The following is a 14648-nucleotide window of genomic DNA, read 5'->3' as shown; positions in this document are numbered from 1 at the left end:
TACTTAAGAATCCAGAATAAAAGATCTATTTAGACTCTTAAGTTTAAAATAGTATATAATCTACATATGTATGAATAACTTTACAATTGTATATGTATAATTTATACTATTGCTATATTGTTATCAAGAAACAAAAATTTAAAATTATATAGTTATTCTACACATTAGAATTTTTGTTGATTGTTTGATTAGGAGGAAAAACATGAGTAATCATGAGAAGAATGAAAAAATTGATTTAAGAATACGAAGAACTCATAAATTATTATCTAATTCATTAATGTCTTTGCTTACAGAAAAAAGTTTTGAAGATATTAGAGTTTCAGATATTTGTGACCAAGCAATGGTACATAGAACTACATTTTACAAGCATTTTGAAGATAAATATCAATTACTTGATTGTTTATTAAGAGATTTGATAGAAGATTTTGAAAAAGAAAGTTTAAAAACTCCACCACATGACCCAAAGCAATATTATAGCAATTTATTTAAACTTCTTCTTGAGCATATGTGCAAAAATAAAAAGATGTACACAATAGGATTATTAAATAATAGTTCAGCAATGAAGCAGCTCCAAAAGATAGTACTTGAATGTATAGAATATCGACTAAGAAATGACGAAAAAAATGGAATTAAATTTATAGTGCCAATTGATATTATTGCAGGCTTTTTTTCTCCAGCATTGGTATATTCAGCAGGAGAGTGGCTTGAAGAAGATATGATTATTTCAATCGAAGAAATGGTAAAATATTGTGATACTATAGTTGAAGCATTACAGATTAGATATAAAAGTGTATAGCTGTTGTTTTTATTAAGCAAAGAATCAACACTTTTTAAATAAAAAGCCTAATGTGTATGAAGATACACGTTTTTTCTTTATATATAAGTTCTAATTAATAAAATTCACAATTAGTAAGAGTACTAATTGAATATTTATAAAAGTAGAAATTCATGTTTGATGAACAATATTTTTTAGAACTTATGTATAGTTCAAACTAATGATGATATTGTCTTGATAAATAAAAAATGAGATTCTTTCTATTGGAGAGAAAATTAGCCTTAACCAATTATAATAATGGTTAAGGCTAATTTTATATATAGATATCCAAACGCGATAGTTAATTGAATTTCACATATTTTTGTTGCACAGATTTATAAAATTTTCATTGAAAGGTTGTCAGTAATTAGGTGCAATTTATTTACCTTTTGTTCCATATATTATACGTTTTGTGTAATATATATTTACATTCTTTGTAAAATAATGTTTAATTAAATCAAATAAAGGAATATTTTTCATGTAATTAAGCTTTAAAATTCATAAGGGGATGAATAATGAAATGTCAATAGGAATTAATAGTAGTTATAGTTCGTATTATACACAAGCATCTAATAAAACTGGAGTTAATAATGATAAAACTAAAGTTAGTGATGCTGATAAAACTACAGTTAGTAGTACAAGCACAACAGATAAAACAATTTCGAAAGATGAGTATTTTAAAAATCTTTGTGAAAGATATTCAGGTGCTAATCTTCATATGAGTAGCTCAGGTATTATGAAAAAGAATGAAATAACCTATAATATCTCGCCTAAATTAGTAGATAAGGCGACAAAGGACTCTAAATATGCTGAAAAGTTAGAAGGATTGTTAAGTCAAATACAATCATTTAAGGAATATTTCAATACTCATAAATACACTTTAGGAGGAAGTGAGGTAAAAAGTGTAAGCGTTGTAATAGATGAAAATGGTGGAGTCAGCGGTATGCTTGATATTGAACCTAAGAATTCTAAAAATACAAGTAATACAAAGGATTCAAGTAAAACGAGTGAAGAGGAAAAATTACGAATAAAAAGAATGAAAGAGAAAAAAGAGCGAAATTTAAAATTAAGCAAAGAACATAAAATATATAGTGATATTGCTGCAAACATTGATATGAGCTTCTTGGATAGATTCGATACAAATATATAGTATTTTAAAAAATATATTGTATAATTTTGCATATTAAGAAAATTAAGGGGTGAATAATAATATGTCAATAGGAATTAATAGTAGTTATGGTTCGTATTATACACAAGCATCTAATAAAACTGGAAGTAATAATAATGATAAAACTAAAGTTAGTGATGCTGATAAAACTACAGTTAGTAGTGTAAGCACAACAGATAAAACAATTTCGAAAGAGGAGTATTTTAAAAATGTTTGTGAAAGATATTCAGGTGCTAATCTTTATATGAGCAATTCATATAATATGAAAAAGAATGAATTGACTTATAATATTTCTCCTAAATTGATAGAGAAGGCAACTAAAGATCCTAAGGTGGCTCAAAATTTGGAACGATTATTAAATCAAATACCATCATTGAAGGAGTATATTGGTAATCATAAATATACTTTAGGGGGAAGTGAGGTAAAAAGTGTAAGCGTTGTAATAGATGAAAATGGTGGATTAAGTTGCACGAGTGAGATTGAACCAAAGAAATCTAAAAATACAAGTAATACAAAGGATTCAAGTAAAACGAGTGAAGAGGAAAAATTACGAATAAAAAGAATGAAAGAAAGAAAAGAACGGAATTTAAAATTAAGCAAAGAACATAAAATATATAGTGATATTGCTGCAAACATTGATATGAGCTTCTTGGATAGATTCGATACAAATATATAAATATTTTTTTGAATTTTAATATTGAAGGGAGGTGAAATATATGAAAAAAGTGAGTTTAGGTAAAAAAAATGATTTTGAAAAGGGAACTTTTATGGCTTATGCATGTAATTGTAATTGTTTCAATATTTCATGTGGGACATGCACTAACTGCAGCAAGTACAAAAAAAATGATGTTCAAGGATTTTATGCACTAAGTCTTGTGAATAACAGCAAAATAGAAATGAAATCTATGGCTCCTATGACTATGTTAGGTGCATAATTACTACTAAAGCATATTAAAAATAAGCTATAATAAATTATTATTTGAATAATTTGTATATTATTTTTAATATATTCTAATAGCAAATTAAATGTTATTATATTTTATTTGCTTATTTAAAAGCTCCATTCAATAAATTAAATTTGAGAATGGAGCTTGATAAATTTTTGATAATAAATTAGGAAGGAATTGAACAGATGCTAAAAAATATTCCACATATTCATTTATTAAAACTGTATAATGAATACTATTTGTATGATGTAAATACAAATGCTATTGTATCTATACCTTCAAAGGTTTATGAATATTTACAATCTAGTTTAAACAGCGATGAAAATAGTAATAACCTATATGAATGCTTAGATAAGAATTTAAGAGATGGTATAGAATATCTAAAGTCTCAAGGAATGTTATTACCACGAAATGAAAATCTAAAGATAAAGCATGTAGAAACTGATTTATTAAAAGATTTATATGAAAATAATTTAAGATCACTAACTTTACAGGTAACACAAAACTGTAATTTAAGATGTAGTTATTGCGTTTATTCTGGAAGTTATGTTAATAGAACACATAGTAATAAGAGAATGTCGTGGGAAGTAGCTAAAAAAGCGATTGATTTCTTTTATGAACATTCAACTAATACTGAAGAAGTTGTTTTTGGATTTTATGGTGGAGAACCTTTGCTAGAATTTGAATTAATGAAGAAATGTATTAATTATATAAGAGAACTTTTTATTGGAAAGAAGATTTTCTTCACTGTGACAACAAATGCAACACTACTTACAGAGGAAAAGATAAAATTTTTGTCAGAAAATAATTTTGATTTAGTAATTAGTTTAGATGGTCCAGCAGATGTGCAGAATAAAAATAGAATTTTTGCAGATGAACATAGAGGTACTTTTGAAGTTGTTATGAAAAATTTAAGCAAAGTTAAAATGATTGATGAAAGTTTTTATAAAAGGATATCTTTTAATGCGGTTATAGACTTAAAAGAAAATTTTTCTTGTGCAAATGAATTTTTCCTTTCATATGATATGGTAAAAGATTTAAATGTAGCTGGTAACTATGTGAATGTTACAAATAAGGTTGAGAAGATAGATATAAACACTAAATACTATGCGGATGCACAATATGAAACATTTAAGGCATATTTATATCATTGCAGTAACATATTTAGTGCGTACAAGCCTACTTTATTAAATAATGTTGTTAATAATATAAAAAGCAGCATGAATGATAGAGTTAAGGTAAGAGGTGAAAGAATTTTACAATCTAGTCCAGGAGGACAATGCATTCCAGGAATACAAAGATTTTTTGTGAATGTGGATGGTGAGTTTTATCCTTGTGAGAGAGTAAATGAAAATGCTGATATTTTAAATATTGGTAATATACATAATGGCTTTGATATTGACAAAGCAAAGAACATTTTAAATATAGCTAATACTACTGAAGAAGAATGTAGGAAATGTTGGTGCTTTAAGATATGTACCCAATGTGTATCTATGGCAGAAGAGGATGGAGATCTATCAAGAAAAAGAAGATTGAGTAGATGTAGTGAAACACAAAAAAATGCAGAAGAGCAAATAAAAGATTATATTGTTTTAAAGAAATATGGTTGTGATTTTGAAAAGGAGGTATAAGGAATGGAGAAAAAAATGAATGCTATAGTATTTCCGTATGATTTTGAGTTTTTACCAGTGATAAGAAATAATCATTTATTAAACAATATTGACATTAAGTATTTAGTTGCCCCAAGCGGATTTGGATTAGAAAATAAGGATGCATATTATTTTGATGATAGTGAAAAATTAGGGTTTACTATTAAAAGTCAAATTTCAGAAGAATGCTTTGAGAATATAGATGTTGTATGGATTACTGAATCAATACAAAAGGTGGAATTTACCAATATAAAAGATTTAATTGAGAACATTGGTAAACATAATAAAAATATTCTTTATACGGTTAACTCAGGGTATATCTATGAAGAAGAAATATATAAATTATGCGAAGCTAACAATGTAAAAATAATTACAATTAATGATTATATTAAAGATTTTAATATGGTGGATTGTAATAATGTAGAGATTTCATTTGCATTAGCGAAAATAAATACACCTATAATTACTGTTTTAGGAATGTCTCCTATGACACAAAAATTTGATCTTCAATTATATTTAAGGGATAAATTTTTACAAAATGGCTATAAAGTCAGTCAAATAGGAACAAAAGCATTAAGTGAAACCATGGGATTTTACTCTATACCAGATTGGTTTTTTAGTAATGAATATAAAGAAAACGAAAAGATTTTAATGTTTAACAAGTTTGTTAAGGAAATTGAAAAAAGTGAAAATCCTGATGTGATAATTATTGGAGTGCCTGATTGTATTATTCCATTAACTAAGAATCATAGTTTTAATTATGGTATTTATGCTTTTGAGATATGTAATGCCGTTAATTCAGATTATACTATTCTGTCATTATTAGATGGTTTATATAATGATGAATTTTTTGATGAAATGAAGTTAGCATGTAATTATAGGTTTAATGTGGAATTGGATGGTTTCTTTATATCTAAGTATAGACCAGTATCTAATTCATTAGATCAACTTAAGCTTAGTTTTACACATACAAATGGGACAAAGAATAGTAGCGAAAAATATAATATTTTTAATGCTGATGATTTAAAAAGAGATTCTATTATAAATGAAGTTATAAAAAAGTTGTCTATGTATTCTGTATTTGAAGTAATTTAAGAATGGAGGACATTATGGATAAGAAAGATATAGAGTGTAAAATTAAAGAAATATTTAAAAAGAAATTTTTTCTTGATTTAGATAAGATGAGAAAAGAAGAAGAAAATATGAGTATGTTAGATCCGAGTATTGGGATGATGCCAAGAGATTTATTAACTTTATTTTTTGAGTTACAAGAGTGTTTTGAAATAAAGTTTGAAGAAAAAGATATACTAGAAAAAAGATTTGATTGCTATAGTGATATTGTTAGTCTGATTGAAGAAAAAGTTAGCTAATGCTATATTAATGTACTTAATAAATATAGTGGAACGATAAATGAATATATAAACATTAACGATGTAGTTTATGCACATGCATTTACAAATAAAATTATTACTTTAGTTAAAAAATAAATCATAATTTTATTGTTAGGGGGAGTAGGATGGAAGAAGGGGTAAAGGTTGCTATATTAGATAATGGTGTTATGGATATTTTTTATGAAGAATTGAAAGAAAATATTTATATTGATGAAGAAAATAGCATAAATAATGCAAGTATCTATAGAAATAAATATTCTTCACATGGAACAAGCTGTTTTTTAATATTAAAACAGTTTGCAAAGAGTAGTAGAATTAGTAGTGTGGAAATTTTGAATGAGGATGGTAAGGGCAGTATAGAAAAGTTGATTCCAGCTTTTGAATGGTGCGTTGAAAATGATATAAAAATTGTGAATTTAAGTTTTGGAAGTATCCATTTTAAAGATGCTGAGATAATACAAAATATTATAAATCATTATGCCAGCAAAGGAATAATAATTATTGCAGCTAGCTCTAATAGTGGATATACCTCATATCCTTCATATTTTTCAAATGTTATTGGAGTAGCCAATATTGAGGATAGTGGGATAAAGGATGATATGGTAAGAGTTAATAATGTTCATACAGGAGTGGACTTTTTAGCAGTTTCACAGCACACAATATATATAGAAGATGAAAATATTATATTATCTAAAAGCAACAGTTATGCTGCACCATTTGTTACTTCACAGGTTTACAACATTTTAAGTCATAACGTTAATTTGACATTGTATGAAGTAAAAAAAACATTAATAAATCAATTGAAAAAGCAAAATGAGGAAAGTAGTCTTTTTTATTGTGAACCAAATTGGATTGAAAATGCGTATATCGTAGGAGGAAAACTCAAAAGTAAAGCTAGAACGTATTTTAAGTTGTTTAAGAATTGTAGTTATGAAGATGTAAAAGAAAAAATAGATACTCTTATTATATTTAATGAAAATGATTTGAATTTTTATTTAAGAGAAAAAAAGAATATTGTATATTTGGGAAATGATTTTGATTTACAAAAATGTATAAATGAAAAATATATATGGCATAAATCTCTAAAAGAGAAAAAGATAGATGAGGAAATTATAATTGAAGAAGATATAAAAATACCTATAATTATAATTAACTTTTCTATAAATGATGATGAATTACTAATATTACAAAATTTAAAGAATTTATTTTTTTATGAATCTTATAATTTATATGCGGCAACTACGAATCCAGAAGGTGTTTTTTATAATTTAGAATATATACCGAAAAAATATATAAGCAATGTTAAGGAAAGAAATACAATTAAGTCATTTCTGTATAAAGATACATATTACAAAAGAAGTGATATTATAATTTTAAGTTATTACAATAATGAAAAAAAACTATATGAAAGTAAAAATGCAATCAAATATGATATAGGTGCAGATCTTGTAATATCTATAGAGCATTCTAATATCTATAAAGTGATTTTTAATGATAATGAAAATGAGCAGATTACTAAAGAATATGAGAATATAGGCACTAATGAAATTAGAGATATATATTTACAAATATTAGACACATTTAAAACATAAAAAGTCCCTCTGCCAAGCGTAGTTTCAATCATATGAAGCTAGAATTGAATGCGCTTGCTGAGTGTAAGCGATTTACATCAAATCATAGATTTGCATTCTCATATCACATCAGCATATTGTCCTAATAGGCTGACTATACTACTAATTTAAAAATAATCATGGCATTTTTGCAACTGTTATTTTCTTTCAAGTGCCTTAAATGTAGTTAAAGGAGAATAGAAACATGCGTAATAAAGAAACAATATATAAATTAATTAACTTATTAAAAGGTAATGGCAGAAAAGTTTCTGTGATTATCTTTTTTTTACTCATATCTTCATTAATATCTATTATATCACCATTAATAAGCAAAAATATTATGGACAAGGGTTTCTTAAGTAACAACAAGTGGACAGTAATATATTATTCTCTTTTGGCTTTTGCTTTAGTTGTTATTGATAATGTAATAGATTTTAGTAAGGAAAAAATTAGAGTAGCATTAAAAGCAGAAATTACATATAAACTTTTTAATAAATCTTTTTGTAAATTAAGAGAAATAAATCTTTCAGAACTTAATAAAACAAATAATACGGAACTTTTGAATAATATACATAGTGACATTTCAAACATATCAATGATAGGAGATGGAGTGTTCTTTACTACTATAACACAAATATTTAATATAATAGGTGGAATTATTGGGTTAAGTATAATAAGCTGGAAGTTAACTTTGCTAGTTATGTGCTTTATTCCTATAAAATTTTTTGCAATAAATAAGTTAACAAAAGATAGAAAACAAATGGTAAATGATTATATGTTAGGATATTCCCAATTTGCGAGTTGGTTTGGAGATACTTTGGGAGGCATAAAAGAAATAAGAATATTTGGTTTGTTTGATAAAAAGATGAATGAATTTGATGATATGCAAAATATGGTTATTGATTTGGAAAAGAAAATGACTATTCAGAATTCGTTTAATTCAGTATTTGATAATACATTACAATCTTTTATTACTACTTCATTATATATAATTGGGGCTAATATGGTGTTTAATTTAAGTTTAACTATAGGAAGCATAGTTTCATTTATCGCCTATGTTGCATATTGCATAAATCCTATATCATCATTATTTAACTTGGGACTAGTATTAGCTAGTATATTTCCATCTGCTAAAAGATATTATAAGTTTTTAGATATGAATTCAGAAGCTGAAAATAATGGTATCATCCCTTTAAATGAAGAAATGAAAAATAGACCACAAATTAAATTTGAAAATGTGTTTTTCTCTTATGATGGTAAAAGTGAAAATAATATATTAAAAGATATTAATTTTCAAATTAATACAGGAGATAAAGTGGCGATAATTGGTTTAAATGGGGCCGGAAAATCAACAATAGTTAATTTGCTTATGAGGTTTTATAAACCAACTGGTGGAAAAATATTTATTAATGAAGAAGATGTTAATGATATAAATATTAGTGATTATAGAAAAAATATATCAATTGTTTCTCAGGATAGTTATTTATTTAATGATACTATAAAAAATAATATATGTTTCTATAAAATTATTGAACATGAAAAATTCAAACAAATTTTAAAGGATTGTAACTTATATGAATTTTATGAGAGTCTTCCAAGGGATTATAAAATAGGCGAAAATGGATGTTTCTTATCAGGTGGACAAAGACAGAAAATTTTTATTGCTAGAGCATTAGCAACTAATAATAATTTAATAATATTAGATGAAGCAACAGCTAATGTAGATATTGATACAGAAATGCAGATTAATGAATTGATATCCACAAAACTTACAAATAAAACAATGATAGTTATTAGCCATAAACCAAGTATATTAAGATATATGGATAAAATCATTGTATTGGAAGATGGGAAAGTCAGTGATATAGGAGATCATAATAGATTATTGAAAGAAAGCAGAGTATATAATGATATATTGATTAATCGCTAATTTATATAGGGTTACGCAATGAGAATCGAACTTATGTGTATCCTAGCCGAAATCAGGACATAGATAGTCGCTATTGCAAGAATATCTATGCTTTTCCGAGAATGGTATACATATGTTATACATTTTGTGCAAGATATATTTACATCTTTTGTAAAATAATGTTTAATTAAATCAGATAAAGAATTATTTTTAATGTAATTAAGTTTTAAAATTTATAAGGGGATGAATAATGAAATGCCAATAGGAATTAATAATAGTTATAGTTCGTATTATACACAAGCATCTGATAAAACTGGAAGTAATAATGATAAAACTAAAGTTAGTAACACTGATAAAACTAAAGCTAGTAGTGCAAACACAATAGATAAAACAATTTCGAAAGAGGAGTATTTTAAAAATATTTGTGAAAGATATTCAGGTGCTAATCTTCGTATGAGTAATTCGCATTTGAATAAAGGAAATGAAATAATTTCCAACGTTTCTCCTCAATTAATAAACAAAGCAATTAGTGATCCTAAAGCAGCTGAAAATTTAAATAGATTGTTAGATCAAATGTCATCAATACCACAATATATTAATAATCATAAATATACTTTAGATGGCAGAGAAGTAAAGAATGTAAGTTTTGTAATAGATGAAAATGGTGGAGTTAGTTGTAAGTGTGAATACGTAGAAAAAGATTCTAAAAATACGAGTAAAACAAGTGATGAGGAAAAATTGCGAATAAAAAGAATGAAAGAGAGAAAAGAACGAAATTTAAAATTAAGCAAAGAACATAAAATATATAATGATATTGCTGTAAATATTGATATGAGCTTTTTGGATAGGTTCGATACAAATATATAGTATAATTCTGTGAATTAAAAAAATGAGGAGTGAATAATAATATGTCAATAGGAATTAATAATAGTTACAGTTCGTATTATACACAAGCATCTGATAAAACTGGAAGTAATAATGATAAAACTAAAGTTAGTGATGCTGATAAAACTACAGTTAGTAGTACAAGCACAACAGATAAAACAATTTCGAAAGAGGAGTATTTTAAAAATATTTGTGAAAGATATTCAGGTGCTAATCTTTATATGAGTAATTCATATAATATGAAGAAGAACGGAGTAACATTTAATTTCTCGCCTCAATTAATAGAAAAAGCGATTAAAGATTCTAAGGCGGCAAAGAATCTAGATAGATTAATAAATTTAATACCATCAACACAACAAGATTTTAATACGCCTAAATACACTTTGGAAGGAAGAAAAATAGATTCTGTTAGTTTTTCAGTAGATGAAAATGGTGGGGTAAGTTGCGAAATTGAGGTTGAGGAGAAAAACTCCAAAAATACGAGTAAAACAAGTGATGAGGAAAAATTACGCATAAAAAGAATGAAAGAGAGAAAAGAACGAAATTTAAAATTAAGCAAAGAACATAAAATATATAATGATATTGCTGCAAATATTGATATGAGCTTTTTGGATAGGTTTGATACAAATATATAGTATTTAAAATATATTGTATAATTCTGTGAATTAAAAAAATGAGGGGGAATAATAATATGTCAATAGGAATTAATAATAGTTATAGTTCGTATTATACACAAGCATATAATAAAACTGGAAGTAATAATGAGAAAACTAAAGTTAGTGATGATGATAAAACTACAGCTAGTAGTGCAAGCACAATAGATAAAACAATTTCGGAAGAGGAGTATTTTAAAAATATTTGTAGTAAATATTCTAATATAAATTTAAATATGAGTGATTCATATTTAAAGAAAGATAATCAAATAACAGTTAATGTTTCTCCTAATTTAATGAATAAAGCAATTAATAGTTCTGAGATGAATAAAAAATTAGATAATTTATTACAACAAATTCCGTCACTGCCACAATATATAAATTCACTTAACTCTATGTTAAATGGTAACAGCGTGAATGTAAAAAGTGTAAGTATTGTAATAGATGCAAATGGTGAAGGTAGCTGTACGATTGAACTTAAACAAAATAACTCTAAAAATACCAGTAAAACGAGTGAAGAGGAAAAGTTACGCATAAAAAGAATGAAAGAGAGAAAAGAACGGAATTTAAAATTAAGCAAAGAACATAAAATATATAGTGATATTGCCGTAAACATTGATATGAGCTTCTTGGATAGATTCGATACGAGCATATAAATATTTTTGAACTTTTAATATTGAGGGGAGGATATATTAAAAATTTAGTTTGGGTAAAAAAATGATGTTCAGGGAATGGCTGCATTATCCCTTGTAAATAACAGTAAGATTCAAATTAAGTTTATGTAAGTTGTGATAATTATTGATACATGATTACTGCTAAAGAATATCATAATATAATCACTAATGAAATTGGATACATATTTATGCAATATGCATATTGCATAAATATGTATCCAATTTCATTGTTTGTGATATATTAAATTCTCATAAAAATGAGGTGTAATATTATGTAAAAGGTAAGGGAAAGTATTTGGTAAAGTTGATTAATTTATTAAAAAATGGACTTTATATGGGAAAAGTATATCCAATATATTCACAAGAGATTATATTTTGATATAATTAATTATAAATAGTATTTTTTATAAAGTTTTGTATAGGTGAGGGGAATAATGGATAAGTATGTAAAGTGGTCTTTTGTTTTTGGGGTAATTTGTTTTTTGCTATATTTTATTGCAGCAATTTTTAAATCTAATTTGTGGGGGGATATTTTATCGCCTCTAGGAACTTTATCATCATTTATTATATTATTACACGTATATAAAAAATCAGAACGTATGAAGAACGTTTGGCTTATGCCATCAATAGCAGCGTTAATTTGGACATTCTCTGATATAATATGGGCAATTTGCGAAATACTAATGGGAATTAATCCAGATAATATGACTATATTTACTTTATTATATTTATTTCCTAATATATGTATAATGACATCAGGACTTATATATATGAAAAAGTTTATTAAAGGAGCAAATGCAGTTCAGCTTCTTCTTGATATTTTTGTAATATCGACAAGTTGTCTTGTGATGTTTTGGTTTTTGTTTTTGAAAGAGAATATTTTTTTGTTTATAAAAGATGTAAATAATATTTTGTCATTTATATATGTTATTACAGATTTTATAATTATTAATTGGGTTATAATATGGTTTTTTTCTGTACGTAGAGGAAAAGTAACTAAGGGAATGTATATTACATTGTTAGGGGCAACAATATATGCTGCTAATGATTTAGTTTGTACATATGAGTATTTTTATCATTTATATGTTCCTAATTCGATACCAGATACTATATATCTATTATCGTTTTTAATTATTGCCTTTGGCGGGATAAGTGTTTTACAATATAATAATTGTAAATGGGCATATGAATTTTATTCTCAAACTAAAAATATTGGAAATACTAAAAAAAGTTTGATTTTATTATTAACTATTCCTATCTATATAATATTTAAAGGATTTGATTTTGATAAAATATTAATATTATTTTTAATTTTTACAATTTATGAAATAGCAAGTAATTATGTGCAGAAGGCTATAAATAACGAGAAACTTCTTAATGATGAGAAAAATATAAATTTAATATTAGAGGAAAAAATTAAGGAACGTACAAAAGAACTTTTGCTCAAAAATGACGACTTGGAATATACATCTTATCATGATTTTATCACAAATGTTTATAATGGCAGATATTTAAAAAAAAGATTGGATGATATTATAGATCAAAAAATATCTAATCAGAAAATAACAATATATTATATAGACGTGGATCGTTTTAAAACAATAAATGATACTTATGGACATGATATTGGTGATTCTTTATTGATTGAAATCGCTCAAAGATTACAAAAAGAAACTGATGAAAATAGTATTGTAGCAAGATTAGGTGGAGATGAATTTGTAATTGTAATTGAAGGAGATTTGAGTGAGGATGAAGTTGAAAAATTTGCTCAAAAGATAACTACAAGTTGCAATGAAAGTATTTATATAGAGAATTATGAGTTTAATATAACTATAAGCATAGGAATTGCATCATTTCCGACTGATGCAACATCTAGAAATGTTGTTATGAAAAATGCAGATATGGCAATGTATTATGCAAAATCAAAAGGACAAAATAAATATGAAATTTTTAATTCTAATATAAGTAATTTAATTTTAGAAAAAAATGAGATTGAATTATTGCTTAAAAATGCAGATTATAATAATGAATTTCAACTTTATTATCAACCACAAATTGATATAAATACTAATGAATTAGTTGGAATGGAAGCACTAATAAGATGGAACTCACCTATAAAAGGAAATATTTCACCTAATAAATTCATAAAGATTGCTGAAGAAACTGGAAGTATAGAAAAAATAAGTGATTGGGTTATGAATACTGCTGCAAAGCAAATAGGAATATGGAATAAAAAGTTTGGATTAAATATGAAAATGGGAATTAATATTTCACCTAATCAACTTGACAGCATAAAGTTTGCACATAAATTAGAAAAAATTTTAGAAGAGTATGATTTGAATTCAGATTGGATTGATATAGAGATTACAGAAAATATTGCAATGAAGGGTGAAGCGACTTTAGGGAAAATATTTTCAATGCTTAGCAGTATGGGAATATCAACTTCAATAGATGATTTTGGAACAGGATATTCTTCATTAAGTTATATTCAGCAGTTTTCTTTTGACCGTTTAAAAATTGCAAAAGAGTTAATTGATAATATAGTAACAGACTTAAGTAAGAGACATATTGTAAAGGCTATAGTAATGTTAGCTGAGGCATTAAATGTTTTAACAATCGCAGAAGGCATTGAAACAAAAGAGCAACTTGAAGTGATAAAAGAGATCGGATGCAATCAAGTTCAAGGTTATATATTTAGCAAGCCTCTTACAGCAGATATGTTTGAAGAAAACTTTTTGGCTGTTGAAAAAGTGGAAATTCAATGATTTTCATATAGATAAACAATTTTTAACTTAGAATTATGTGGTGATTAGCCGAAAGTAGGGGTACTCTGTTGTTCGATTGCTATAGAATATGGCTATGGATTTCTAACAGTAAGAGTTGCTCAATTCCTGCATGTTCCTCAGACAAGCTGGGTATAAGCAAGAATTGAACAACTTTACTGAAGA

General features: G+C 25.9%; 13 protein-coding genes. All 13 read left to right on the top strand.

Annotated elements, in window-relative coordinates:
• Window positions 1–202: 202 nt before the first annotated feature.
• The 13 genes from CLSA_RS17840 (at window position 203) to CLSA_RS17780 (ending at window position 14465) form a co-directional block, all read left to right on the top strand.
• Window positions 203–796: a TetR/AcrR family transcriptional regulator gene (locus CLSA_RS17840; protein WP_022748443.1), complete on the top strand. Its 594-nt coding sequence runs from the start codon at window positions 203–205 to the stop codon at window positions 794–796.
• 538 nt (window positions 797–1334) lie between these two features.
• Window positions 1335–1964, top strand: a complete 630-nt coding sequence (locus CLSA_RS17835) for a DUF6033 family protein (protein ID WP_022748441.1) — start codon at window positions 1335–1337, stop codon at window positions 1962–1964.
• 61 nt (window positions 1965–2025) lie between these two features.
• A complete protein-coding gene (locus tag CLSA_RS17830) occupies window positions 2026–2658 on the top strand; it encodes a DUF6033 family protein (RefSeq protein WP_022748437.1) in 633 nt (210 codons plus the stop codon).
• Window positions 2659–2698: 40 nt separating this feature from the next.
• Window positions 2699–2917, top strand: coding sequence for a hypothetical protein (locus CLSA_RS17825; RefSeq protein ID WP_041716334.1), 219 nt, complete (start codon window positions 2699–2701; stop codon window positions 2915–2917).
• Window positions 2918–3114: 197 nt separating this feature from the next.
• The gene (ccpM, locus tag CLSA_RS17820) at window positions 3115–4560 is read left to right on the top strand and encodes a Cys-rich peptide radical SAM maturase CcpM (RefSeq protein ID WP_022748430.1); all 1446 of its coding nucleotides are present in this window, start codon (window positions 3115–3117) and stop codon (window positions 4558–4560) included.
• Window positions 4561–4563: 3 nt separating this feature from the next.
• The gene (locus tag CLSA_RS17815; RefSeq protein ID WP_022748427.1) at window positions 4564–5673 is read left to right on the top strand and encodes a TIGR04066 family peptide maturation system protein; all 1110 of its coding nucleotides are present in this window, start codon (window positions 4564–4566) and stop codon (window positions 5671–5673) included.
• Window positions 5674–5687: 14 nt separating this feature from the next.
• Complete coding sequence (locus CLSA_RS17810; protein ID WP_022748423.1) at window positions 5688–5948, top strand: hypothetical protein; 261 nt, start codon at window positions 5688–5690, stop codon at window positions 5946–5948.
• Between the two features lie 146 nt (window positions 5949–6094).
• Window positions 6095–7561 carry a S8 family serine peptidase gene (locus CLSA_RS17805; RefSeq protein ID WP_022748419.1) on the top strand — a complete coding sequence of 489 codons (1467 nt, stop codon included), beginning with the start codon at window positions 6095–6097 and terminating at the stop codon, window positions 7559–7561.
• A 223-nt stretch (window positions 7562–7784) separates the two neighbouring features.
• Window positions 7785–9509, top strand: a complete 1725-nt coding sequence (locus CLSA_RS17800) for an ABC transporter ATP-binding protein (RefSeq protein WP_022748415.1) — start codon at window positions 7785–7787, stop codon at window positions 9507–9509.
• A gap of 234 nt (window positions 9510–9743) precedes the next feature.
• Complete coding sequence (locus tag CLSA_RS17795; RefSeq protein ID WP_022748411.1) at window positions 9744–10355, top strand: DUF6033 family protein; 612 nt, start codon at window positions 9744–9746, stop codon at window positions 10353–10355.
• A 41-nt stretch (window positions 10356–10396) separates the two neighbouring features.
• Window positions 10397–11008 (top strand): DUF6033 family protein, encoded by a 612-nt coding sequence (locus tag CLSA_RS17790; protein WP_022748407.1) that lies wholly within the window; start codon window positions 10397–10399, stop codon window positions 11006–11008.
• 56 nt (window positions 11009–11064) lie between these two features.
• Window positions 11065–11682 (top strand): DUF6033 family protein, encoded by a 618-nt coding sequence (locus CLSA_RS17785; RefSeq protein ID WP_022748403.1) that lies wholly within the window; start codon window positions 11065–11067, stop codon window positions 11680–11682.
• Window positions 11683–12134: 452 nt separating this feature from the next.
• Window positions 12135–14465, top strand: a complete 2331-nt coding sequence (locus CLSA_RS17780; protein WP_022748400.1) for a putative bifunctional diguanylate cyclase/phosphodiesterase — start codon at window positions 12135–12137, stop codon at window positions 14463–14465.
• Window positions 14466–14648 lie beyond the last annotated feature (183 nt).

Source organism: Clostridium saccharobutylicum DSM 13864 (assembly GCF_000473995.1).
Classification (GTDB): domain Bacteria; phylum Bacillota; class Clostridia; order Clostridiales; family Clostridiaceae; genus Clostridium; species Clostridium saccharobutylicum.
This window is presented reverse-complemented; position numbering and strand designations above follow the sequence as displayed.